The sequence below is a fragment of the Thalassotalea euphylliae genome, assembly GCF_042682785.1.
In the GTDB taxonomy this organism is placed as follows: domain Bacteria; phylum Pseudomonadota; class Gammaproteobacteria; order Enterobacterales; family Alteromonadaceae; genus Thalassotalea_F; species Thalassotalea_F euphylliae.
Window position 1 is genome coordinate 31,715 of the sequence record NZ_JBHUIB010000002.1, and the last position, 21,920, is coordinate 53,634.

Here is a 21,920-nt window from a genome sequence, read left to right on the forward strand (position 1 = left end):
TTACAATCACACAACTATAGATTTAAAACAAAAACAACAAGCTAGTCGGAGCGTTCATGAACCTTGTATTGAAACTCATTGCCGGTATTGTTGGTGGTATGTTGGTTGGCCTATATGGCCCTGACTTTATCATTCAACTGTTATTCACGGCGCAAACTCTTATTGGTCAACTGATCAAGTTTACTATTCCTTTAATTATCCTTTTTTACATCGCCAGTGGTATCGCTTCATTGCCTCAAGGCTCGGGTTCGTTGCTTGGAAAAACAGTAGGCTTGGCTTATGGCTCAACCATCGTCGCAGGCACATTAGCCTTTATTGTGGCGAGCACTATATTACCTAGTTTAGTGTCAGGTAATGCGTTAGAAGCTGCGGCAGAAACTGAAAAGTTAAAAGGCTTTTTAGATATCAGTATTCCTCCGTTGTTTGAGGTGATGACTGCGTTAGCGCTTGCCTTTATTTTGGGTATTGGTATTAGTGCTATTAACGCGAAGAATCTGCGTAAAGGCATTAACGAAGCGCGTGACATTGTAGAAGTGCTGCTTGGTAAAGTGATTATTCCTGCACTACCGGTATATATTGCAGGTGTGTTTGCTGAAATGACGGTTGATGGCACTGTTTTCTCAACACTACAAACATTTGGTGTTGTATTAGTTATGGCTATTGTTATGCACTGGGCGTGGATAATGGTGCTTTATGTTGGTAGTGGTATTGCGATGGGCAAATCTCCACTTACTTTATTAAAGAACATGCTGCCTGCTTACTTTACTGCGTTAGGTACAATGTCGAGCGCGGCAACTATTCCAGTGTCTCTTCGTGCAACTAAGTCGAACAACGTGCGCGACGGTATTGCAAACTTCACAGTTCCGTTATGTGCGTCAATCCACTTAAGCGGTTCAACAATTACCATTGTGACCTGTGCTACGGCGGTTATGTTACTAACACCGGAGCTAAGCCTTCCTGGTATTGGCGGCATGATGGGCTTTATCTTTATGCTTGGTGTCGTCATGATTGCTGCGCCGGGTGCACCAGGCGGTGCGGTAATGTCAGCATTAGGCTTGTTAACCAGCATGCTTGGCTTTAATGAGGCTGCGGTAGCATTGATGATTGCGTTATATCTCGCGCAGGACAGCTTTGGTACAGCCTGTAATGTAACCGGTGATGGCGCCATTGCACTTTGGGTTGATAAGTTTGCAGGTGATCAAAACTTGGCGCTTGCAGGTGAACCAGAAAAGTCATAGTGGGTTAATTTATAAGCGAATTGAGAAGGGCGGTTTTACCGCCCTTTTTTGATCAAACTGTTTCTTAATTCATACACTTGTTAACAGTTGGTTGATGCTTTTTTGTCTAGACTGACCTTGTAACATCGGGAGGCAGTTATGAACTCAGTAAATATGCAGCAATCAACAGTATCTCAATACGCTAACAATGTGCACAATCAACGCAAAGTGCGTGCGATAAATGAAGGTCCATCAATACAGCCAGTACCTAGCGAACCATCATTTAAGGATATCTACGACCAGCTATCTATTGAACAGCAACACTACTTAAAGCGTGATGTAAACGACGCGGTCGACGCACAAAAGCAAGAAGCGGCGAACAAAGTGCATACGGCATGGGAAATGGATGTGGCGCGTGCGCAGTACAATCAGCAAAAAAGTTCAATGGAAGCTTATATGAATTCGGCAGGTGTTGGCGATGACGACGACAGTTCAAGCGGTTCCATTACGCTGTCGTACCTTGACTACCAACAAGACTCGCTCAGTTTCAAAACAGACTTGTTAAAAATGAAGCAAGACCGTGATGAAGAGTCGATTGTTGAAAGCTTAATGGCGCAAGCAAAAGATCAAACAAAGCAAATGCAAGCTTACCAACAGCAACTCTACACAACCGGAGAAATGATCAACGTGAACGCCTAAGTTAACGAGATCAGCGGTTTCGTTATTGAATCATCGTATACGATTGTAAAGCCCTGCCTTTCCTCCCAAGGCAGGGCTTATTTATTTTCATCACTATTTACTTCAACAGGGCCATCTACCGTCACTTTGTTCATCAACGGAGGAAGAGGAGCGACACGCGCATTTTCTCTGTAATCAATAGTTAGGTCGCCCAAGTTAAACCTTCTTGTGCGAGCTACATTCAAGAATTTTTCTTGCGTGATAGGCTGTGGGGTGTTTGCTAATATCGCTGTGAATAAAGCTGCGTTTAAATATCCTTCCAATGATTCATGACTAACATGCGATTTGCTGGCGTCTTCACGGTATTGCTTAACTATCGTAAGCGGTGAACGCAAAGGGTCGGGCATTACTGTGGTGATATACACATCGTCAAAGCTTTCCAAGTGCTTAGCAAGCGTTTCCGGCGCCGCAAACGACAACATAGCAACAGGGGCGGTAATTTCGTTCTGTCGAAGTGTATTTACTAGCTTGGCTATTGGTTGATATGTACCCACACAAAAAACGACATCTGGCTTACTTGCTGTTATGTCTTCTAACGCTTTGGCGATATCATCAGTGTTACGTCGGTACCTAGCTTCCGCTATTTGATGAACATTATTGGCTTTAAGCGCATTGATGTAGCCCTGACTCGCCTGAATTCCAAACGCATCAGCTTGAATAAACAGAGCGACGCGTTGTATTTTCTGTGTTTTTAAAAAGTGCTGAACTTGCAATTCCGCTTCTTCATAGTAGCTACTGCGTAAATTGATAATGTTGCTTATCACAGGCGAGCGTAAAAATTCAGCGCCTGTATATGGGGTCATAAAAGGGACTTTATGGCGCTGAATTAGCGGAAGAATAGCTTCTGAAGTGGGTGTGCCCACATAGCTAAAAAGGGCAAAAAGTTCTTCATCATTAAGTAATTTTCGCGTATTTACAATGGTGCGGCTTGGCTCGTATCCATCATCTAAGGTAACCAAAGTTATTGGATTTTTTTTGCCTGCAACCGATTGGTTATAACGCGAAAAGTAGAGTTCTGCACCATGTCTTATTTCGTCACCCAATGCTTTTGTTGGGCCAGAAAACGGGGCAGACATACCTAGCTTAATTGTTTGTGAATAAGCGAAGTGAGGAAAAAGATGTAGGCCAATTAGGCAAAAAATAAGTGATAGACGACGCAATACTAACTCTTTGAAAAGTGCCTTTGCCTTTGTTTATACAGAACTTTTATATACCTGTCACGCAACAATATACGAAAGAGCGTGGACTTTATATTTGTCATATTTATCAATCATTCGTATTCACGCGACTTTACTGTTATCTCGTTCATAATTAGGTAAACTAGCGCCTAACATTTAAGGTGAGCATTTCAATGAAAAGTACAGAAGTTAACTTCGATGGTTTAGTTGGACCAACACATAACTATGCAGGATTATCGGAAGGCAATGTTGCCTCACTGAATAACGCGCACGATACCTCTAGCCCTAAAAATGCAGCCAAGCAAGGCTTAGCTAAAATGAAAGCCCTACATGACATGGGCATGACCCAAGGCATTTTAGCCCCGCAAGAGCGCCCAGATATGTATGCCCTGAGACGCTTAGGCTTTTCGGGCAGCGATGCAGACGTATTGGAAGCTGCCTATAAACAAGCACCAGCGTTACTATCGGCGTGTTGTTCAGCGTCAAGCATGTGGACAGCGAATGCCGCAACCGTATCACCGTCGGCTGATACTGAAAATGGTAAAGTGCATTTTACACCTGCAAACTTAACAAATAAGTTTCATCGCTCACTAGAGCCAGAAACAACAGGTAATATTTTAAAAGCCACGTTCAGTGACACTGCACATTTCTCTCATCACCAACATCTACCTGATAATGATCACTTCGGTGATGAGGGTGCAGCAAACCATACACGCTTATGCGCTGAGTATGGTGAACAAGGGGTAGAAATATTCACGTTTGGCCGTTATGCGTTTAACCGCAATATGCCGATGCCTCAAAAGTTCCCAGCCCGTCAAACGTTAGAAGCGAGTAAAGCGGTGGCAAGGCTGCACGGCCTAAACGAGTCACAAACAGTTTACGTTCAGCAAAACCCTGATGTGATCGACCAAGGTGTTTTCCATAATGACGTTATTGCAGTGGGCAACCAAAACGTGTTGTTCTTCCATGAGCAAGCGTTTTTAGACACTCAAAACTTCTTAGACGAAGTGCGTAGTAAATTTGGCGAGTCTGAATTCCATGCTATTGAAGTGAAATCATCACAAGTATCAGTGGAAGACTGCGTAAATACCTACTTGTTCAACACACAAATTATCACCCTGCCAAATGGTGAAATGTCGATTATTGCGCCGATGCACTGTTATGAAAACGCCGCTGTAAAGGCATACTTGGACGAGCTTGTTACGTTAAACACACCGATAAAGCACGTGAAATATTACGACGTTAACGAAAGCATGAAAAATGGCGGTGGTCCAGCATGCTTGCGCTTACGTGTTGCTATGACACAGCAAGAATTAGCGGCGGTTAACCAGCACTGTCTAATGTCAGACGCTAAGTTTGATGAGCTTAATGCATGGGTAGATAAACACTATCGTGACCAATTGTCATTGAACGACTTGCGCGATCCGGCGCTAGTGACAGAGTCGCGCACAGCGCTTGATGAACTGACACAAATATTGAATTTAGGGTCCGTATATCAGTTCCAGCGTTAAGTTGCAGCTTATAGACATAAACAAAAAAGAGTGAGCAAAATGCTCACTCTTTTTTTTCATCGGAAGCGGGTGTTTGCCCGTCTGTTGGTTCAATCAGGGTTGTGACTTGCTGAACGAGTTTTACCCGTCCTGCTTTAATTAACGCATCACGTAGCAGAAACTCTATTTGTGCGTTAACGCTTCTCAACTCATCATCAGCCCAACGCTGGGTTGCGGCTAAAATATCGGGATTTATCCGCAGTGGAAAACTTTTCTTTGCGGCCATAATATCTCCCTAATACAAGCTACCAGCATTAATGACCGGCTGTGTGCTGTGGTCACCACAAAGCACCACTAATAAGTTACTGACCATCGCTGCTTTACGCTCTTCATCTAACTCTACAATGTCTTGCTCTGACAATTTAGCTAACGCCGTTTCCACCATGCCTACTGCGCCTTCTACAATTTTACTACGTGCCGCAATAATCGCAGACGCTTGTTGACGTTGTAGCATAGCGCTGGCAATTTCTGGCGCATAAGCTAAATGACTAATTCTTGCTTCTAATACATGAACCCCTGCCTTTGCTAAGCGCTGCTGAATTTCGGTTTTTAGTGACTCCGACACCTCTTTCGGGTGGCTACGTAAAGCAACTTCATCACCTTCATGCAAATCATAAGGGTAGGTTGTAGCCATATTGCGCAACGCTGCTTCACTTTGGATACTCACATAGCTTTCATAGTCATCAACTTCAAACATCGCTTCTGCGGTATCTTCTACGGCCCATACTACAACAGCGGCTATTTCGATAGGGTTACCATGGTTATCGTTGACCTTTAATTGACCGCTTTCGAAATTACGAATGCGCAGGGAAATATTGGTACGTATAAATAAAGGAATAGTCCAACGCAACCCGTTGTCTTTCACCGTACCAACGTAACTGCCAAAAAACGTCATAACTTTCGCTTGATTGGGCTGTACGATAAAAAAACCGCCCCAACATACAGCAACAAGTACCGCGAAAATTAGCCAAAACAGAGGAAGCGAAGCGGCGCTAACAACATTCACTAGCGTCAAGTATTGCAAACCTGCAAGCACTAAAGCTGCTGCATAGCCATTAAATGAAAAACCTTTTTTCTCGTTCATAGTCACCTCAATGTGATATCAATTTGATATCACTATAGCGTAAAAGGATCGTTTTGGTCAAATATTGTTGTGATCATTCCAATCTAAAGCTGGATTGATTCTTATGAAGCTGGATTATGACTGAGTGGATTGGAGTCTTAATTTTATTGGTGTTAAGTGTAAAGGTAAGGCGTAAACAGCAATGTGTGAATTGTATTTTATTTTTGCTAATGCTTTTGGGTTTAGAGAATAAGCCTTGGGGCAACCGTAATAAATTTGATGTTTATTATTAATATATTCTTTACTGTAAAAGTCACTTCAATAAAGCTCGCTGATTAGAGCTAATAGGAGGAATTAAGAAACAGTGAAAGGCTTTTTTGAGCGAACAATAGACGCTCACAGTCATATAGTCTTATAGGCTCAAATCTACAAAGCGAACAACCAGGTGAGAGTGAAGTGCAATAGTCTAATTTAAGTTAGTTCATGTATCTTGTGATATGTATACCTTCATTATGGTTATTTTTTCATGTTATTGTTTGAGAGCTAAGCATTTTGGAGGAAGTTTGCGTAGCTAATAAATTTCAAAGTTCGCATACAGTACCTCCCATATCTTGTTACCAGATAATCGTTTATTTGTTAATCTCTCTTAACAAAGTCTAACAATTGCTCAAAAACATAATCTGAATTCAGTATTCGATTATGCCCAAGATTTTTAGTTGAAATGAGCGTTGTTTTTGCATTTGATTTATTAAGGCTCTCTGCATTTTTGTACGATAGAACCGAGTCATTCTCATCATGTATCAATAATATCGGCGATGGAATTTTGCTCATATGAGCGTCTAGTTTCAAGTCAGAATGAGAAACTCTAACTTCCTTTTCAACATTATCTAAAAACAGCCTTTGGCAAGCCTTACCTACGCTCAACTTGTTACAAAAACCTTTTAAGATATTCGTAAAGTCACTCGGAGCTGCGATTGATACTAATTTCCCTAGATCAATATTCTGTGAGGCTACATGTAACATGGCTCCAGCCCCCATTGAATGTCCAATTGTAGCAACTAAAGGTTCGTTGATGTATTGCAGACTTGAGTGTATAGACTTAATAAACTGTCCAGGATTCGACAATTTACTTGAAGACTTCCCATATCCTTTGGGCTGTACTAGATAAACCGAGTAATTATCAGCCAAAAGGCCTTTTAATATACGAGAAAACTGGTCTCCGCTACCATCCCAACCATGAATCAACAAGATTGATTTTTCGCTTTCACCACGCCAATGAGATAATGTCGTGTCATTTTCAACGTATAAAGTCGATGAAGGGAAGGGGACTTTTTTGAACGGGTAAACATTTCTTCTCACAGTAAACAAAAGCTTTACCAAAGATGGTGAGCACCGACTAGGAAACACTCGACTCCAAATTGCAAATGCTGACTTAATTGCATAGAAATTAATATTCATACAGTTATCACTTGATTCATCGTCGTTCAATATTACAAAAGTACAAGTATTAAAGAGTTGCAAATCGTTCACTTTTTATGAGCAATCGTACTTTTTCTGCACAAGTAAATCAGGACTCTTTGCTACTTGGGTAGCTATTTTTTAGCTCCCCCGAATTGATATAGTGTCGCTTTGCTACTTCGTGCGAGGGAAGTTCCACTATATATTGCTATGTAATGTGAACAGTTAAACTTCACAAATTTGCCGGGAGCAAACCCTCTCACACCCAATAACGTCTCTCTTTTCCCAAGATTTCGTGTAAGACCATTGTTTGTAGATTCAACTCTTTAGTTTAGCGTTTGCAGTGCAGTCTCTTCGGTACCAGCCGTGGCACATCACCCAGCCAAATTGTCCACGATTTGTCGTTCATTGCTATTTGAGCAATTACCTATTACTCAAATTATTCTTCGAACATCGCTCTTCACCCCCTCGCACCGACTAACTATCTTAAACATTGTACTGGCCTTTACTGTGCAATCTTTTACTTTCTCAGGCTATCCTCTCTTGATTCTGAACGACGAAACAAAGGTTCTGAACGATTTGTTAAGTTCACCTGTGACGATTGCTTCAATATGCAGTTAATAACTGAAGGAGAGTCAATTGAAAAAACGTCTGTTACTACTATTGGCAGTTACACTGTTGAGCACACATGTAGAAGCCAAACCACACCTGCTTTACCACCAGAGCAAAGAAGCTAAGCAAGTTTGGGGATCACTGGAAGACCTTATTCAGGCAATCAGAGAAGGTAAAACAATTCGGATTTATATGAATCTTGGCTTTGTGGAGCACCTGATGGATGCTGGATTCATCAGTATTATTGGCGACAACGTATATGCACAAATCGATGGTATCCAGGCTCAGAGGCCCGATCCTAAGGCCAATACAATCACGCTGCGTCCATATGCGCGTCATGTTGGCTTTTACTCTACGCTTAGCCCCTATGAAATGAAGTGGTACGCTGTGGACTAGTTTTTCGCATCTTCCTTCAAACTATGAAGTTAATGATGTACAACCGTTACTCGTCTCTAGTCTTAGCATGCACGCTGTTAACTAAGTATTCGCTAAGCGCTTTTGCTGCAGGCGACTGCGCTCTGCGCGAAGGTGTAAGTAAGCTGAGTTGAGCCTTACCTGAAAACCAGTCAGGTAAAATCCTTTTCAGTAAGCCGTTTTCAATTTCTTTTCGACAAGTGTAAGCTGGTAGGCTGACGATGCCCATGCCTTCAATTGCGGCCTCTTTCAATGTGCCCATATCATCGCTGCAAAGCTGAGGGCTGAAGGGCACGGTCGTTTTAACACCTTCTCTATTTTGCAGCGTCCAATGACCAGCAGTTGGCTGCCATCCGACTTTCAGACTCTGCCTCTTAAACAAGTCATAGGGCGTTTGGGGTGTACCTGCTTTTTCCAGATACGCAGAGCTTGCAAACAAATACCACGAAAAAGTTGATAGGCTCCTCTGTATGATACTAGAGTCAGGCAGTGCTTCAGTGTGTCCGCGTATTGCCATATCTATGCCCTTAGAGACTAAATCGACGTTCTGATTGGTTACTTGTTGGATAAGTTCGACCTTAGGGTGTTCCTTGAGAAACTTAACAAGTAGATCTTTGATAGCAAAATGTGCAACGCCTATTGAACAGCTTATTGCTACACGCCCACTCAAGGACGTTTTTCTGCTTTCGATAGCCGCTTCTGCGGCTTCCATTTCGTCCAAAAGAGTGCGAGCATGGCGGTAGAACACCTGACCTGTCTCGGTGACGTTAAACTGGCGTGATGTTCGCTGAATCAATTTTATATCCAGCCGTTCTTCCAGCTTCGAAACATGGCGACTTAAACGAGACTTAGGCATGTTTAGCGCCTTTGCCGCAGATGTAAAGCCCCGTTTTTCGACTACATGAACAAAGTAATAATAGTCATTTAAATCAATCATTTTTTGTACAACATCTCACAATATTCACTCTATTGTTCTAAATATAGGACGTATGTTTCAATTTTTCTATCTATACAATGCTATCGTTCCATAGCTAGAATCATTCCATCAGTTCGCAAACATAAACAGGAATGAGCAAATGAATTCACTAAACACATTGTCAGTTAACACCGCTGACGGAATAGCTCCAGTACCAAGTGTCACGTTGGTGAGGTCTGGTGAATCCTTTTCTATCGGAAAAGGGTTTGAGGCGCTGTCGTTCCGGGATAAGGATTTTGCGGGAGCAATGGATCCGTTAGTCATGGTTGATCATTATCGTATGACCAAGCCTACTTTTGGTGCTCACCCACATGCTGGTATGTCTGCCGTCTCCGTTATATTTGAAGACAGTGAAGGACCTTTCCACAACAGGGATTCACTGGGAAATGATTTCGATATCATGCCTGGCGATTTGTATTGGCTTAAAGCAGGCTCTGGTGCCATCCATGATGAATCGCCACGCGAAGGTTCAAAGATCCACGGACTACAAGTCTTCATAAATTTGCCGTCGGCGTTGAGAAATAGCGCGCCAGAGTCTCTGCATGTTAAATCACAAGATATGCCTGTTATCGAATGCGAAGGGTGTCGTGTTCGAATCGTGCTAGGTGAAAGTAATGAGACTAGTGGGCACCAATCCCCCGCATTACCGATGACCATTCTAGATGGATTCATTGCTTCAAACACATCCTTCTCTCACCAACTGAGGGAGGGTGAAAACAGCTGGATTACGGTTGTAAAAGGGGAGCTCATGATTCTGATTGGAGGTCAACAGGTTAATCTTTTCGCCGGTCAGGCCCTGGCAATATCAGATGTTTCAACTGACACCGTAACTAAAATCCATCTTCTTAATACGGGTCCTAATATGGCGCATTTTGTCTTGTTTGCTGGCAAGCCTACGAAAGAAACCTACGTGCAAAATGGGCCATTCATTATGGGGTCTGATGCAGAAATTGGGCAGGTCAAAGCTAACTTCGCAGCAGGAAAATTCGGGCAAATAGCTTAATCAATATTGATATTTCTTAACTTTAATTTCGGAGAAAAACATGAATGTACTCGCTTTCTCGGCAAGTAACAGCCGCAAATCTATCAATAAGTTACTTGTGACATATGCATCATCACTATTGGAGCATTATACAGTAGAGGTCCTGGACATTAACGACTACGAAATGCCCATTTACAGTAGCGATCTGGAGGAAATGCACGGTATTCCCAATGCTGCTAGTCGATTTCTCAACAAGATTGCAGAAGCTGATGCTTTGCTGATTTCATTTGCTGAACACAATGGTAATTACACCGTTGCATTCAAAAATTTGTTCGACTGGGCATCGCGCAAAAACATGGAAGTATATCAATCAAAACCGATCGTTTTGTTGTCAACATCTCCGGGGCCTGGAGGAGCGAGCAGCGTATTACGTTTAGCCACTGAATCGGCACATTTTTTCAAAGGGAACGTATTAGCGTTTCTATCAATTCCCAGTTTCTACGACAACTTTGACCTTGAGAAAGGTGAGCTAACAAACCTTGAGCTCTTATCTCAGTTGAAGGCTGCAGTAGCAACTATCGAAAACAAGTAGTTTTAGACCAGATGATGAGGTGGAAAATGATACCGAAAAAATTTCAGTTTCATACGTTTGCTTTTGTCATGTCGTTTCTGATGTCAGGTGTCATGTCATTGAGCATGTTGGTGCTCAATTCAACGAGTCTGACGGAGGTTCTTTTAGATTGGCCCAGGGCATGGGGCATTGCCATGGTGGTGGCTTTTCCTGTGAGTTTGCTGGTAGTGCCACTGACGCAGCGTCTGGTTGCCAGAATTATAGCGAACGAATGAATACGTGGTCTTTGTTGAAACGACGGGCTCAATGTTCTGAAAAATAGGCTCGCAGTCACCGCCAGAGAGCTATCTGGTAAGTATCAGTGGTGCAATTCAGAACCTTTTGCGATCTTGGACTGATTGTTAAGTCTTTTGAACGACTAGCAAATATTTTGCTCTGGTTACTTCTTAGACTATTCAGACAATCTTATTTTAATTTTGAGATAAATATGAAAAAGATACTTACATCCATTTTCGGCTTAGCTGCTTTGCTAGCATTTACTACTGTTTCAGCAAGTAATGCCATTAATACATCGGCAGTTACGCAACTGATTGAATTAAAAAAGACATCACCCACGTTGCCTGAACAGCTATTGAATGAACAGCTTCTGGCTAACGGTACTGGTGGCCTGGCGATGTTGCGAGGACGATTTCAAAATGCTGAAAACTTGCAGCATTTCTACGCTTCACTCAGTGAAAAAGACTGGGTCGCATTGCAGCAATGTGCAGCATCACTTACTGCCCTTGCATCTGAATTCAATGATTTAAAAGCAAAGTTGACGAAGCTTACGGGTGTTTCGCTAAGCGATGTAAAAGCTTATGGCGTTGTTGGCGCGGGTAACACTGCAGCGACGGCGTCACCGAAAGCGATTGTATTGGGTCTGGAGATGATATGTGCCTCGGGCGAAGATTCGGTTGATTCTGCGCTCACCCTTGAAAACTATCTGGCCCATGAGCTTGTGCATGTAGTTCAGTATCGGCTTACCACGAGAACCGATTTCCGTTTCAATCTTCTGGAAATCTCACTGCTGGAAGGGAGTGCCGATTATGTCGCAGATATACTGCTGGATGACGACTACATACTGGATGATGCGCGCATAGAGTTTGGTGAAAGGAAGGGTAGTGAACTTTTGGAGTCGTTTGAACCGGTTATGCAGTCATACGATTACGCGCCCTGGTTCTATACACCTGTGGAAGGTAAGCCGATGGATATGGGGTATTGGGTTGGCTTCAAACTCGCCCAGGCTTTCATCAAAGGTGGAGGCACATTGCTGGAGCTATTGACGCTTGATGATGCAACAGCAATTTATAGGCGTTCAAACCTAAAATAACAGTCGATACAAAGTGAGGATTTCAAAATGAAGATACTGAACAAATTGACTAAAGTCGCATTTGTGTTTGTGCCAGCAGTACTTTGGATACCAGCAGCTTTACTGCTGTCGTTTGAAGGTTTATGGATGACACCTGTTGCGGCACAAAATGACCATAAAGCGTTTATGACCTACTCGAAACAAGTGATGTCGGATAATTTGATAGGCAATGGTGTTTTGGTGCTTATTGAAGAAGGAAAGGTAGTTGAGCGCCATTATCAAAGTGCGGCCTCCGACGATGCGGATAAGGTTCAAGCTGTCAATGGAGACACTTTGTTTCCAGCAGCGTCAATGAGTAAACTTATTGCGGCTTTATCCATTCACACCCTGACCCAGCAACAAAAAATAGCGCTTGAAGAGTCAGTTGATACCTATATTACGAGCTGGCGTTTACCTCCCAGTAACTTTAACCATGAGCAAGTCACAATTGCTCGCTTGTTGAGCCATACGGCTGGGCTGACCGATGGTTTAGGATTTGGTGACTACACAGTAGAAGAAAGCTTGCCCAGTCTAGTTGAGACCCTGAATAACCCCCGTAGCTCAAGTGGTGAAAAGCGTCTGGAAGTAGGTATTCAGCCAGGTAGTGAATTTAAGTATTCGGGTGGAAGTTATTTGCTGCTCGAATTACTTGTAGAAGAAGTTACTGGTGAAAGCTATGAGTCATGGGTTACGCGCAATATTTTGAAGCCAAGAGGTTTAACGCGGTCTCATTTTAATGTCATTGAATCCTCAGAAAATAGTACACCCGTTTACGATAGTCATGGTCAACAGTTACCTCCATTTCAATATGCTTCATCTGCTGCAACGGCAATGAATACATCAGCTAATGATTTAGTTGCATTATTTCAGTCAATTATTGCAGAGCCGCAATTAGTAGAAGCACTGTCTACCACAATGGCGACTGCGATGGGGGCCCCGATATGGGGGCTGGGGGCCATGCTATATGCACCTCTAGCAGATGATCGATTTGTCATAGGGCACGATGGCAGCAATGACCCTGCCATCAATACCAGTATCAGGATAAACCCTGTGTCAGGTGATGCTTATATTGCATTAGTGTCAGGTCATAAGACCTTAGCGTCAGAAATAGGGTTCGAATGGGTGTTGTGGCAAAGCGGTAAACCAGATTTCATTTTTTTCGACAGAGCAATTAACTCTTCAGTACTGCCCATAGTAGTTGGCTCATTGGGCTGGATAATCTTGCTCGTCGTTTACTTCAGGGTCACAAAAAGAGCTTCACGATAACAGCGTTACAGCCGGTTTATTCAGACAACTCAGTTATCGTGAAGCGAACTGCTAAAGCAAACAGACTACCAACTCAGAGTTGGTTCATTAAATAGGAGAACTGCCATGTTAGTTAAAGGTGTGTGGAAAGAAAATTGGCAGCCCGTTCAGTCAAAAGACGAACAGGGTAGGTTTATTCGACAATCGTCTTCATTTCGCAATTGGATTACGCCCGATGGCTCTGCAGGTTCTACTGGGGTTGGTGGTTTTAAAGCAGAGCGAAATCGTTATCACTTATACGTTGCTTACATTTGCCCATGGGCAAGTAGGACGTTGATGGTGAGGGCTCTAAAAGGCCTAGAGGATATTATTTCAGTTACCGTGGTGAACCCTAAATTAGGTGACCAAGGATGGCAATTTGGCGGATTTTCCGAGAGTGAGTCCGACCCATTCAATAACGTTGCTTTCATGCATGAGATTTACTCTAAAGTTGACCCAGAATTCACTGGGCGTGCCACAGTGCCGGTATTGTGGGATAAGAAGAACCAGACCATCGTCAACAATGAATCCGCTGATATCGTAAGAATGCTAAACTCAGCCTTTGCCGTTATGATTGATAAAGGGCCTGATTTGTCTCCGTCTCACTTGCAAGCTGACATCGATGCGTTGAACGAGTACATGTACAAAAGCCTTAATAACGGGGTTTATCAGGCGGGGTTTGCCACTTCACAGCAGGCATACGATGAAGCGTATCGCAACGTGTTTTCAGCGTTAGATGAGCTAGAGGCACGCCTCTCGGATGGAAGGGATTACTTGCATGGAAGCGATCTCACAGAGTCAGATATTCGCCTATTTGTCACCTTGATAAGGTTTGATGCTGCTTACCACGGGCTGTTTAAGTGTAATCGCAATCTAATCAGAGATATGCCTGGGCTATTTCATTATATGAATCGCATTTTTAACATCCCCAGCATAGCCACAACAGTCAATATCGAGCACATAAAGGCAGGTTATTACTCAATAAAGACACTCAATCCTAACGGTATTGTGCCTATTGGGCCTTCAACAAATTTTGACTAAGTGTCTGATTTTTATGAACTGACGCATGGCTGACGCAACAATGTCGTCACCGAGAGTTCGCAGTTGTTACTAATTTTCATTCCGCAGAGACAGAGAGCTGATGATTGTTAAGAAACTACGAGAAAAGAAATACTGGTCACAGGAGCAGCTAGCGAATATGGCCGGGCTTAGTTTGAGGACGATTCAAAGAGTTGAAGCTGGCAATCCTGCCAGTCAAGAAACGCTTAAGTCATTAGCCTCTGTTTTTGAAATTGATGTTTCTAAACTTACAGAGAGATTGAAAATGATAGATAAAAAATCTGAAGATTGGCAATCAGTGCCATTGTGGGTGTCTTTCGGGCTTCTGGGCTTTAAAGAGAGGAAACCGGCCATCTTAAGTGTTGTACTGCTGCTTTTTTGTGGCGCAGCGTTTTATTTAAACGGTGGTTGGGGCGACACTGCTGCACTGTCGGCAGTAACCTGGCTCAGCCTGTACCTGATAGCGACAGGCTGGTTTGCTGCTGCGGTTCATTGGGTAGACAAAAAAAGGATGTGGTAAAGACTCATACTGAACCTAAACATACGTTTAAATCGCTCCGGTAAAATCGGGACGATTTTTTTGAAGGGCTTTTCTTGCTTCCAGGCAGTTGTCGAAACTTGAACTATCTGCAATTGAAAAAGTACGCAATGTGAATTCCTGTTTGATTTTTCAAAATATGATCAGTCACCGATATCAACTAAATGAGTATGAAGTAAATGCAGAATTTTCGTTTTATGATTTTAATCATTGCATTGGGTCTTTCGTTGGGCGGGTGCGGTGTAGTGAACAAAGTGCGCTTGATGAATGCCAACAACGACCTGAAGCCAGTATGGAAAGAGTCTCATTCCGTTGCCAAGCCAGACGCTGACTATGTTTACGCCAAGCCCTATATCTACGCTTCTATTGATGGCGTGTCAAAACTAAAGTTTCTTATCGATACTGGCTCTTCAATCTCGATGCTGTTTGACACTCCAAACGTGAAGACGTTGCAGTTAACGCAAGGATACGAGCTGAAGGTTGGTGGTTTCGGAGGGCACGAGTATTCTACTGCGTTCCAGACCGAAGTGAATGCGCTAATCGTCGATAACATTGCTTTTGACAATGTCAATTTCGGTTATATTCCACTTTCAAAAACGCAATTTTTTATCCGCCCAGACCAGGCAGGGTTTGATGGCGTCATCGGCAATGATATTTTAAAGGGACTGGTTTGGCATTTCGATAGAGATGTAAATCAGGTTTCTGTTTACAAACAACTGCCTGAATCGTTAGCTGACAAAGACCCTGTCTGGGTGCCGTTTGATACGTTTTTCGGAAAAATAAGCTTCCCCGTTAAGATTACTTTTTCTGACCATGTTTTAGAGCGCGATGTCATCCTAGACACCGGAAGTAGATATCACATGAGCATCAATGATGCTTACTTTGATGGTGATAAGGTTCTTCCTAGTCCTGTAATACGGTCAGCTGGATATAGCCTCAGTGGAATGGCTTTACACGTCAAAGCTAACACGCCACTCGTAGAAGTCGGCAGTCTTACGTTTTCAAATGTACTGACCAATATTATTGACGAAGAAGAAGACGATTTCTGGACGCTCGGAAGTGCCTTATTGAGCCAATACGAAATTATTGTTGATTATCCGAATATGCAATTGGGTTTCGTGACACGTGAAGGTCATACCTTTAAAAGCCAGCACAATTTATTAGGGTTAGAATTGAGAAAACTGCAAAATGGAAACTTTATCGTTGGATACACGTCTCCAGACCAGCCAGCACAAGCTCTGAATTTTAGCATCGGTACGGAAATCAGTTCGATTAATGGAATAAAGTCGCAAGAGATTACTGTCGATGAGTGGCTTGATATGGCATCAAAGGTAGGGGAGTTCGAGTTTTGTCTTCACCTCCGTGCTGAATGTAAAAAAGTCACATCTAATCTGTTACCCGGATTGTCAATGCAGTGATTCATGAGTCATCCAATATTGATGACCTTGGAAAATAGTTATCTGAAACTCCTGGCCGAATAACAGGTGAGTGCATCTTGGACGGTACTATCGAGAGGAGTTCTTACCCAACGTTCATCGGTCTTCAATTAGCGACAAATTAGCCTTCCGGGTTTGAAAAACTCGGCAGGATACCGCTCGAACTAATTCTATTTTCATCGATTACAGCTATTTAGTGACATGGCTGCTTTAACACTTTTCAGCTTGTTGAACCACGCAATCAAACATCGGAACGATGTGCAAAGAAACCCATACGCTGAGTAAATTTTGGTCTATTGGTTTTCGCTAAAGTGATCTTGTCTTAATTATATAAGGGTGACGACTTGATGAAACAAACTACAAATAAATATCTGGTAATCGGCGCAACAGGTAAAACGGGTGCGCGAGTACATAGAAAACTTAATGAACTAGGTTCGGATGTAAAAGGTGCAAACCGAAATGGTGAAATTCATTTTGATTGGCGAGCTCCTGAAACTTGGGCCGCATCACTGATTGGTGTAGATGCTGTCTATTTAACTTACTACCCTGATCTCGCGATCCCTGAAGCACCTGATGACATTGCCAAGTTCTGTGCACTGGCTAGAATAAGGGGCGTTAAACATATTACGCTGTTATCTGGTCGTGGTGAGCCTGCTGCTCAAGTTTGTGAGGAGATTGTGAAAACTTCGGGGCTAAATTGGACGATAGTAAGAGCGAGTTGGTTTAATCAGAATTTTAGTGAAGGTATGTTTCGTGATTTTATCGAAGCAGGTGACATTGCATTGCCCGTTGGGCTGGTTACAGAACCGTTCATCGATGTTGGCGACATCTGTGACGTGGTGGTCGCGTCTTTGTTAGACCCCAAACACAACGGTCACTTGTATGAGGTAACAGGTCCGGAATTGCTGAGTTTTTCACAACTGGCTGAGACCTTTACTGAGGTACTTCAACGCCCTGTGCACTTTACTCAGGTGACCCTTGATGAGTTTGTTTCCACTATGCAAAACAGCGGTGTTGATCCGAAGGCTATTGAAATGCTGAGGTATCTATTTACAGAAGTGCTGGATGGTAGAAACGAACAGACCTCCGATGGTGTGGAGCGTGCATTGGGACGACCAGCAAAGCAGTTTAAAGACTTTATCGTTGATAATGTTGAGGCATTTACTGGAGTTCAGCATGGGTGATACAAGCTTAATTGCGATAGTTGAAGCGCTGCTTCAACTATCGATGATAATCATGGTGGGCTTGTACTTTACTTTCAGCAACACAGTTATGCTGGCGTTATCGACGCGGCGTGATGGTGCAAATACGATGATAGAAATTAACAGGCAGATCCTGAATCCGCTTTTTTTAGCCTGTTTTTTCTTATCAGGTTTTGCAGGTCTGTACTTCTTTGTGTCTCATTCAGGTTTTCAGTCGATTGCGGGCCTGGTTTTTGTCATTGGCACAACGTTGGTCACAGCCGTTTACAATGTCCCGTTGAATAACAGACTTAGAGACGCATCAAAAGATACCTTGCCTCACGTTTGGCAAGCCTATCTTGCTAAGTGGGTGTTCTGGAATCATGTGAGAACCGCTAGTGCGGTTAGCTCAGGTTTTTTCATATCTGTTTAATCTTGTCAAGGCCAAGATTTTAAAAGGGGCTGTCAATTTTGGTGAGTAAATAGTAAGTGTTGAAGTAAGAGTGCTAGCGGAACAACCGCTCGAATCTTTTGTAGGGAGGCGTGTTCTTGGCAAGCTGTTTATTTTGTTGAATGATGCTAATCTTTTTCTCAAGCCTGTTTTATCTGAGCGTCAAAGGACAGCGAAGCGATGAGTTTTGACTACAAAAACCGAATCAATGCCACAATCAAAGACGAGCCAATTGGTAAGTTGTTAGATAGCCTGCGCATGGAAAGTGCTTTTTTCACCCAGTCTGCTCTAAAAAAACCATGGGCACTTAGTATGCCGCCAATGAGCAATTGCATGATGTATCACATCGTTGTAGACGGGAGTGCGTTGTTTCATTTAGGTGACACTGAAATTCAGCTCCATAGCGGGGACTTTATTCTTTTTCCTAAAGGGGAGGGGCATACGTTAAGTGATGGCCGTTGTATTGCCTATACACCGTTAAGCGAATTACCCATACAAGCCGTAACGGAACGTTATGAAACACTGGATTTTGGTGGGGCTGGTGCGCGTACAGATATGGTCTGTGGGGTTTTACTTTTTCAGCATCCTTTAGCAATTAAGCTTCTGGGGGTTCTACCATCCTATATTGTGATTCGCCGAGATGCTGAAACGTCCAGCAATATTATCGGCAATATTAGTAGCTTACTCAAAGCTGAAACAAACAATATCGGGGTGGGCGCCGAGGGCGTTATTGCCCGTCTTTCTGATATATTAGTGATAACTGCTATGCGCCAATATTTACTCGAACTTAACGATGAAAAAGTGGGATGGCTGGGGGCATTGGAGGATGACCGAATTGGTAATGCGCTAAAGATCATTCATGAAACTCCCGATCATCATTGGTCTTTGGAAGAAATTGCGCAGAAAGTCGGTATGTCACGAACGAGCTTCGCACAACAATTCAAACGATTAGTGGGCAATACGCCTATGGAGTATCTAACTGAGTGGAGAATGTCGTTGGCTTATTCAAAGTTACAATTATCCAAAGATTCCATATTAGCTATCGCACTGGATATAGGCTATCAGTCGGAGGCTGCATTTTCTCGGGCATTTAAAAAGGTTATTGGTCAAAGTCCAAATGAAATAAGAAAGGCTTATCAAACATCTTTTTGATTAGATAAGTTCAATGAGAAGGTTTAAGTGCTGGTCGGCTTGGTAAATCATTGCTTCGCTTAGATGCTCAGATATCACTTCACCATACATATCTCTTGCTTCAGCCATTTTCAGGTTTTTCAAAAATTTTGGTGAGATCACAGACTCGCTTTTCAAATATCTGAAAATGGCACTGAATTTTCGTTCACAAACAAATTCGAAGTGAGCAGTGGATATACGCTCTATGTTGTTAATCAGAGATTTTCACAATATGTCGATTGTAACGGTAATAATTTAATAAAAAATATTAAATTATTTAATAGGTTGCAGTGGGTTGGTTATTTGATTTTTGAATTACAGAAATCCAGCTATAAACTAGAATGTGATACAGAAACCCAGCTTAATACTAGAATTCAAGATTCGTCAATCTAGAATCATAAAATTGGCCCTTTCTAACATCTTGAATTATCAATAATCCCCAAATACAGAAAATCCAGATCTAGATTGGAATGATCAGTTGACCATTCCAATCTAGAACTGGATAGGTTCTAATGAAGCTAGAGCAGGTTGCTAGTATCTTGGTTAGTTTGATACTAATATCAGCAGAACAAAAATGAGATGGTTGCTGCTAGAAAACGACCCAATCGCTAACTATTAAATTGTTAAATTCCCCTGGGAAGCATGAACATAAATTTCAAGAAAGGTGTTTTAATAGCGCTAATATTACCAGCAGGTTTTCACTGGCTTGGAATATCTCTTTTAGGCTTAATGATTTTTGCTCGTGATACGTTTCGCGATCTTCCTTCATTATTTGTTATTTCAACTATAACGGTAGGAATAATAGCTCTATCTGTTGCGGTCATGTCCGTCATTTGTTACCCGAAAATCAGCCAGTTTTCTGTTTACTCTGTCAGTGCTGGATGCACTTCACTTACTATTGCATTATTTATGGGCTTTTATGGTTCGCCTTCGTTTTTAATCTCAGCTATTAGTTTGTACTTGGGCAGTATTTTCCTTATAGTTGAGTATGTTAGGGGAAATTAACAAGTCAATTTTGGATGGGACGTCTAGTGCTTGGCTAGCGCTCATTCTTCACTAATTTTAGCCAAGCATTTATCAGCCCCTTATTGGGCCGTTATACGTAAAGGGAACTTATGCAACAAATCATCACTAATTTAAGTGATCCTGCTTGGTGGTTTAATGGAATATTCTTCATACTAGTAGGTTTAGCTGTAGCGTGGATATTTAAGAAAATACCTATTGTCTTAAAATCAGCTTTAAGAAAGCGTTTAGCCAAAACTCTCCGAAAAATAAAATATGAAAGATGGTGTGCTTCATCAGTTCAGTATCAATTGAATAGTTCACAAGCTAGGTTTTTTGTCTTTATTTTTACCTGCTTTACATATATTTCTTGGCTTGCATATGATCCCCTTAAGATTATTTTCAACGAGAGCTTTTTCTTAGGTATGCTATTAACTAGTCCAATTTATATCATTGAAATATATTGGCTTATGCAAGATCAGTATGTAAAAGAATTGATTAAACGTAGGCGTAAATTACGTATAACAAGCCAATAAAGTGAAGGGACTGCTTAAGCTTGGCTCTGTTCCGCTTCGCTACACAATTTAGCCAAGCATTATTAGCCCCTTATTGGGGCGTTATTTTTAAGGATGAAATTTACATGAGATCAATCGTTATACTTTGGTTTACTATCATTGCTTTTAGTGTTTTTGCAGATTCTCAAGGCGAAAAAGGGTTTAAAATGGATGTCAGTGTTTCTGGGTTCTTTAGCCCTGAAGTAACCAAAGCAACCATTAAATCTGTCGTTAAAGACTCTTCGGCAGAAAAACAAGGCATTGAAATAGGTCATGAAGTTGTCGCAATAGATGGCTGTAAAATTCCTGGCTGTTCAGCTTCTATTGCCAAAGAAGCATTACAAAAAAATGTAGGTGAAGTTGTGATTCTTAGTATGCTAAAGCCAAACGGTGAAGCTTACCAAGCAGAAGTAATCTTACAGTAAAAATATTGCGCGCAGCGCAAGCTGGGCAGCTAACGCTAAATAACTATTGCATCGCAGAAAAGGAGTTCTTATGAAAACGTTATTGATACTTTCATTTACTGTTTTATTTTCTAGTTCGTTATTCGCTAATGAAGAAAAAATAGATCTCAATGCCTTTGCAAAGTTGTACTTTGACAAAATGGTGGCAACCCAAGCCCCCGCAGCGACTGAAAAAGAATTAGAAGAATATTTAGCACTATTGACCGACGATGTTGGTCACTCTCATCTTCCTTGGGTTACAGATGACTCTCGCTTACCATCGGGTAAGGAGGATAAACGTAAAGGCATGACTTTTTATCTAGGTGCTCACACGGAATACCAAGCTGAATTGTTGGACGTATTTACTTTTAATCAATCGGCCGTTGCTATTAGGTATAAAAACTATGCCAAAGGCATTCATCCTCAAAATAACCAGCCTATTGAGTACTCTCAAACGATGATGGAAGTGTTAGAAATTGAAGATGGAAAAGTGGCTGTCATTCGCAAATATCACGAATAGAGCTCAGAGCTTAGCATTTTGAAACTTTAATATCTGTGAGCCTCACTGTAGGCAAACAGATTCTTAGAGTTACATCACTATGCTAAGTAATCAACTAGCTAAAAAAAGGAGCCAATTGGCTCCTTTTTTACTTCAA

25 protein-coding genes are annotated in these 21,920 nt (G+C 42.1%); 19 read left to right on the forward strand and 6 right to left on the reverse strand.

Going from position 1 to position 21,920, the window contains the following annotated elements; all coding sequences use genetic code 11:
• The first annotated feature begins 56 nt into the window (after window positions 1-56).
• Window positions 57-1,238, forward strand: a complete 1,182-nt coding sequence (locus tag ACFSJY_RS06250) for a dicarboxylate/amino acid:cation symporter (RefSeq protein ID WP_386032299.1) — start codon at window positions 57-59, stop codon at window positions 1,236-1,238.
• A 138-nt stretch (window positions 1,239-1,376) separates the two neighbouring features.
• Entirely contained in the window at window positions 1,377-1,916 is a 540-nt protein-coding gene (locus ACFSJY_RS06255; RefSeq protein ID WP_386032301.1) for a hypothetical protein, read from the forward strand.
• Between the two features lie 77 nt (window positions 1,917-1,993).
• On the opposite strand, the gene ACFSJY_RS06260 is transcribed toward ACFSJY_RS06255, so the two are convergent.
• Window positions 1,994-3,115: an ABC transporter substrate-binding protein gene (locus ACFSJY_RS06260; RefSeq protein WP_386032303.1), complete on the reverse strand. Its 1,122-nt coding sequence runs from the start codon at window positions 3,113-3,115 to the stop codon at window positions 1,994-1,996.
• A gap of 191 nt (window positions 3,116-3,306) precedes the next feature.
• Between ACFSJY_RS06260 and astB the strand changes: the two genes are divergently transcribed.
• Window positions 3,307-4,644 carry an N-succinylarginine dihydrolase gene (astB, locus tag ACFSJY_RS06265; protein ID WP_386032306.1) on the forward strand — a complete coding sequence of 446 codons (1,338 nt, stop codon included), beginning with the start codon at window positions 3,307-3,309 and terminating at the stop codon, window positions 4,642-4,644.
• 43 nt (window positions 4,645-4,687) lie between these two features.
• Here astB and ACFSJY_RS06270 read toward each other — a convergent pair whose 3' ends face one another.
• From ACFSJY_RS06270 to ACFSJY_RS06280, 3 genes are all read right to left on the reverse strand, one after another.
• Complete coding sequence (locus ACFSJY_RS06270; protein ID WP_386032309.1) at window positions 4,688-4,909, reverse strand: type II toxin-antitoxin system antitoxin; 222 nt, start codon at window positions 4,907-4,909, stop codon at window positions 4,688-4,690.
• A gap of 9 nt (window positions 4,910-4,918) precedes the next feature.
• Window positions 4,919-5,767, reverse strand: coding sequence for an SPFH domain-containing protein (locus ACFSJY_RS06275; RefSeq protein WP_386032312.1), 849 nt, complete (start codon window positions 5,765-5,767; stop codon window positions 4,919-4,921).
• Between the two features lie 615 nt (window positions 5,768-6,382).
• Entirely contained in the window at window positions 6,383-7,204 is an 822-nt protein-coding gene (locus tag ACFSJY_RS06280; RefSeq protein ID WP_386032315.1) for an alpha/beta hydrolase, read from the reverse strand.
• 639 nt (window positions 7,205-7,843) lie between these two features.
• On the opposite strand from ACFSJY_RS06280, the gene ACFSJY_RS06285 reads away from it, so the two are divergent.
• Window positions 7,844-8,212, forward strand: a complete 369-nt coding sequence (locus ACFSJY_RS06285; protein ID WP_386032317.1) for a hypothetical protein — start codon at window positions 7,844-7,846, stop codon at window positions 8,210-8,212.
• Window positions 8,213-8,258: 46 nt separating this feature from the next.
• Here ACFSJY_RS06285 and ACFSJY_RS06290 read toward each other — a convergent pair whose 3' ends face one another.
• A complete protein-coding gene (locus tag ACFSJY_RS06290; protein ID WP_386032319.1) occupies window positions 8,259-9,167 on the reverse strand; it encodes a LysR substrate-binding domain-containing protein in 909 nt (302 codons plus the stop codon).
• Between the two features lie 286 nt (window positions 9,168-9,453).
• On the opposite strand from ACFSJY_RS06290, the gene ACFSJY_RS06295 reads away from it, so the two are divergent.
• The 11 genes from ACFSJY_RS06295 (at window position 9,454) to ACFSJY_RS06345 (ending at window position 19,247) form a co-directional block, all read left to right on the forward strand.
• Entirely contained in the window at window positions 9,454-10,209 is a 756-nt protein-coding gene (locus tag ACFSJY_RS06295; protein WP_386032321.1) for a pirin family protein, read from the forward strand.
• 40 nt (window positions 10,210-10,249) lie between these two features.
• Window positions 10,250-10,780: an NADPH-dependent FMN reductase gene (locus ACFSJY_RS06300; RefSeq protein WP_386032323.1), complete on the forward strand. Its 531-nt coding sequence runs from the start codon at window positions 10,250-10,252 to the stop codon at window positions 10,778-10,780.
• Between the two features lie 92 nt (window positions 10,781-10,872).
• The gene (locus tag ACFSJY_RS06305) at window positions 10,873-11,034 is read left to right on the forward strand and encodes a DUF2798 domain-containing protein (RefSeq protein ID WP_465323370.1); all 162 of its coding nucleotides are present in this window, start codon (window positions 10,873-10,875) and stop codon (window positions 11,032-11,034) included.
• Window positions 11,035-11,246: 212 nt separating this feature from the next.
• Window positions 11,247-12,128, forward strand: a complete 882-nt coding sequence (locus tag ACFSJY_RS06310; RefSeq protein WP_386032326.1) for a DUF5700 domain-containing putative Zn-dependent protease — start codon at window positions 11,247-11,249, stop codon at window positions 12,126-12,128.
• 27 nt (window positions 12,129-12,155) lie between these two features.
• Window positions 12,156-13,412, forward strand: coding sequence for a serine hydrolase domain-containing protein (locus tag ACFSJY_RS06315; RefSeq protein WP_386032328.1), 1,257 nt, complete (start codon window positions 12,156-12,158; stop codon window positions 13,410-13,412).
• 105 nt (window positions 13,413-13,517) lie between these two features.
• Window positions 13,518-14,471, forward strand: coding sequence for a glutathione S-transferase family protein (locus ACFSJY_RS06320; RefSeq protein WP_386032330.1), 954 nt, complete (start codon window positions 13,518-13,520; stop codon window positions 14,469-14,471).
• Window positions 14,472-14,571: 100 nt separating this feature from the next.
• Window positions 14,572-15,009 carry a helix-turn-helix domain-containing protein gene (locus ACFSJY_RS06325; protein WP_386032332.1) on the forward strand — a complete coding sequence of 146 codons (438 nt, stop codon included), beginning with the start codon at window positions 14,572-14,574 and terminating at the stop codon, window positions 15,007-15,009.
• Between the two features lie 245 nt (window positions 15,010-15,254).
• Window positions 15,255-16,445 (forward strand): aspartyl protease family protein, encoded by a 1,191-nt coding sequence (locus ACFSJY_RS06330; protein ID WP_386032334.1) that lies wholly within the window; start codon window positions 15,255-15,257, stop codon window positions 16,443-16,445.
• A 365-nt stretch (window positions 16,446-16,810) separates the two neighbouring features.
• Window positions 16,811-17,647: an NmrA family NAD(P)-binding protein gene (locus tag ACFSJY_RS06335; protein ID WP_386032337.1), complete on the forward strand. Its 837-nt coding sequence runs from the start codon at window positions 16,811-16,813 to the stop codon at window positions 17,645-17,647.
• The gene (locus tag ACFSJY_RS06340) at window positions 17,640-18,077 is read left to right on the forward strand and encodes an anthrone oxygenase family protein (RefSeq protein ID WP_386032339.1); all 438 of its coding nucleotides are present in this window, start codon (window positions 17,640-17,642) and stop codon (window positions 18,075-18,077) included. The genes ACFSJY_RS06335 and ACFSJY_RS06340 overlap by 8 nt, the downstream gene beginning before the upstream one ends.
• 198 nt (window positions 18,078-18,275) lie before the next feature.
• Window positions 18,276-19,247 (forward strand): AraC family transcriptional regulator, encoded by a 972-nt coding sequence (locus ACFSJY_RS06345; protein ID WP_386032341.1) that lies wholly within the window; start codon window positions 18,276-18,278, stop codon window positions 19,245-19,247.
• Here the strand turns inward: ACFSJY_RS06345 and ACFSJY_RS06350 are convergent, their stop codons facing one another.
• A complete protein-coding gene (locus ACFSJY_RS06350; RefSeq protein ID WP_386032343.1) occupies window positions 19,248-19,370 on the reverse strand; it encodes a hypothetical protein in 123 nt (40 codons plus the stop codon).
• Between the two features lie 537 nt (window positions 19,371-19,907).
• Here ACFSJY_RS06350 and ACFSJY_RS06355 point away from each other — a divergent pair.
• The 4 genes from ACFSJY_RS06355 (at window position 19,908) to ACFSJY_RS06370 (ending at window position 21,784) form a co-directional block, all read left to right on the forward strand.
• Entirely contained in the window at window positions 19,908-20,270 is a 363-nt protein-coding gene (locus ACFSJY_RS06355) for a hypothetical protein (RefSeq protein ID WP_386032345.1), read from the forward strand.
• Between the two features lie 110 nt (window positions 20,271-20,380).
• Window positions 20,381-20,803, forward strand: coding sequence for a hypothetical protein (locus ACFSJY_RS06360; protein ID WP_386032347.1), 423 nt, complete (start codon window positions 20,381-20,383; stop codon window positions 20,801-20,803).
• A gap of 104 nt (window positions 20,804-20,907) precedes the next feature.
• Window positions 20,908-21,246, forward strand: coding sequence for a PDZ domain-containing protein (locus ACFSJY_RS06365; RefSeq protein WP_386032350.1), 339 nt, complete (start codon window positions 20,908-20,910; stop codon window positions 21,244-21,246).
• A 70-nt stretch (window positions 21,247-21,316) separates the two neighbouring features.
• On the forward strand, window positions 21,317-21,784 hold the full coding sequence (locus tag ACFSJY_RS06370) for a nuclear transport factor 2-like protein (RefSeq protein WP_386032352.1): 468 nt from the start codon (window positions 21,317-21,319) through the stop codon (window positions 21,782-21,784).
• The last annotated feature ends 136 nt before the right edge of the window (window positions 21,785-21,920 follow it).

Excerpts from the sequence above, each read along its gene's own strand:
- ACFSJY_RS06370 (WP_386032352.1), top strand. The coding sequence starts at position 21,317 with ATGAAAACGTTATTGATACTTTCATTTACTGTTTTATTTTCTAGTTCG.
- ACFSJY_RS06360 (WP_386032347.1), top strand. The coding sequence starts at position 20,381 with ATGCAACAAATCATCACTAATTTAAGTGATCCTGCTTGGTGGTTTAAT.
- ACFSJY_RS06320 (WP_386032330.1), top strand. The coding sequence starts at position 13,518 with ATGTTAGTTAAAGGTGTGTGGAAAGAAAATTGGCAGCCCGTTCAGTCA.
- ACFSJY_RS06335 (WP_386032337.1), top strand. The coding sequence starts at position 16,811 with ATGAAACAAACTACAAATAAATATCTGGTAATCGGCGCAACAGGTAAA.
- ACFSJY_RS06325 (WP_386032332.1), top strand. The coding sequence starts at position 14,572 with ATGATTGTTAAGAAACTACGAGAAAAGAAATACTGGTCACAGGAGCAG.
- ACFSJY_RS06365 (WP_386032350.1), top strand. The coding sequence starts at position 20,908 with ATGAGATCAATCGTTATACTTTGGTTTACTATCATTGCTTTTAGTGTT.
- ACFSJY_RS06315 (WP_386032328.1), top strand. The coding sequence starts at position 12,156 with ATGAAGATACTGAACAAATTGACTAAAGTCGCATTTGTGTTTGTGCCA.
- ACFSJY_RS06280 (WP_386032315.1), bottom strand. The coding sequence starts at position 7,204 with ATGAATATTAATTTCTATGCAATTAAGTCAGCATTTGCAATTTGGAGT.
- ACFSJY_RS06275 (WP_386032312.1), bottom strand. The coding sequence starts at position 5,767 with ATGAACGAGAAAAAAGGTTTTTCATTTAATGGCTATGCAGCAGCTTTA.
- ACFSJY_RS06355 (WP_386032345.1), top strand. The coding sequence starts at position 19,908 with ATGAACATAAATTTCAAGAAAGGTGTTTTAATAGCGCTAATATTACCA.
- astB (WP_386032306.1), top strand. The coding sequence starts at position 3,307 with ATGAAAAGTACAGAAGTTAACTTCGATGGTTTAGTTGGACCAACACAT.
- ACFSJY_RS06305 (WP_465323370.1), top strand. The coding sequence starts at position 10,873 with ATGTCATTGAGCATGTTGGTGCTCAATTCAACGAGTCTGACGGAGGTT.
- ACFSJY_RS06300 (WP_386032323.1), top strand. The coding sequence starts at position 10,250 with ATGAATGTACTCGCTTTCTCGGCAAGTAACAGCCGCAAATCTATCAAT.
- ACFSJY_RS06295 (WP_386032321.1), top strand. The coding sequence starts at position 9,454 with ATGGATCCGTTAGTCATGGTTGATCATTATCGTATGACCAAGCCTACT.
- ACFSJY_RS06255 (WP_386032301.1), top strand. The coding sequence starts at position 1,377 with ATGAACTCAGTAAATATGCAGCAATCAACAGTATCTCAATACGCTAAC.
- ACFSJY_RS06290 (WP_386032319.1), bottom strand. The coding sequence starts at position 9,167 with ATGATTGATTTAAATGACTATTATTACTTTGTTCATGTAGTCGAAAAA.
- ACFSJY_RS06345 (WP_386032341.1), top strand. The coding sequence starts at position 18,276 with ATGAGTTTTGACTACAAAAACCGAATCAATGCCACAATCAAAGACGAG.
- ACFSJY_RS06340 (WP_386032339.1), top strand. The coding sequence starts at position 17,640 with ATGGGTGATACAAGCTTAATTGCGATAGTTGAAGCGCTGCTTCAACTA.
- ACFSJY_RS06270 (WP_386032309.1), bottom strand. The coding sequence starts at position 4,909 with ATGGCCGCAAAGAAAAGTTTTCCACTGCGGATAAATCCCGATATTTTA.
- ACFSJY_RS06250 (WP_386032299.1), top strand. The coding sequence starts at position 57 with ATGAACCTTGTATTGAAACTCATTGCCGGTATTGTTGGTGGTATGTTG.
- ACFSJY_RS06310 (WP_386032326.1), top strand. The coding sequence starts at position 11,247 with ATGAAAAAGATACTTACATCCATTTTCGGCTTAGCTGCTTTGCTAGCA.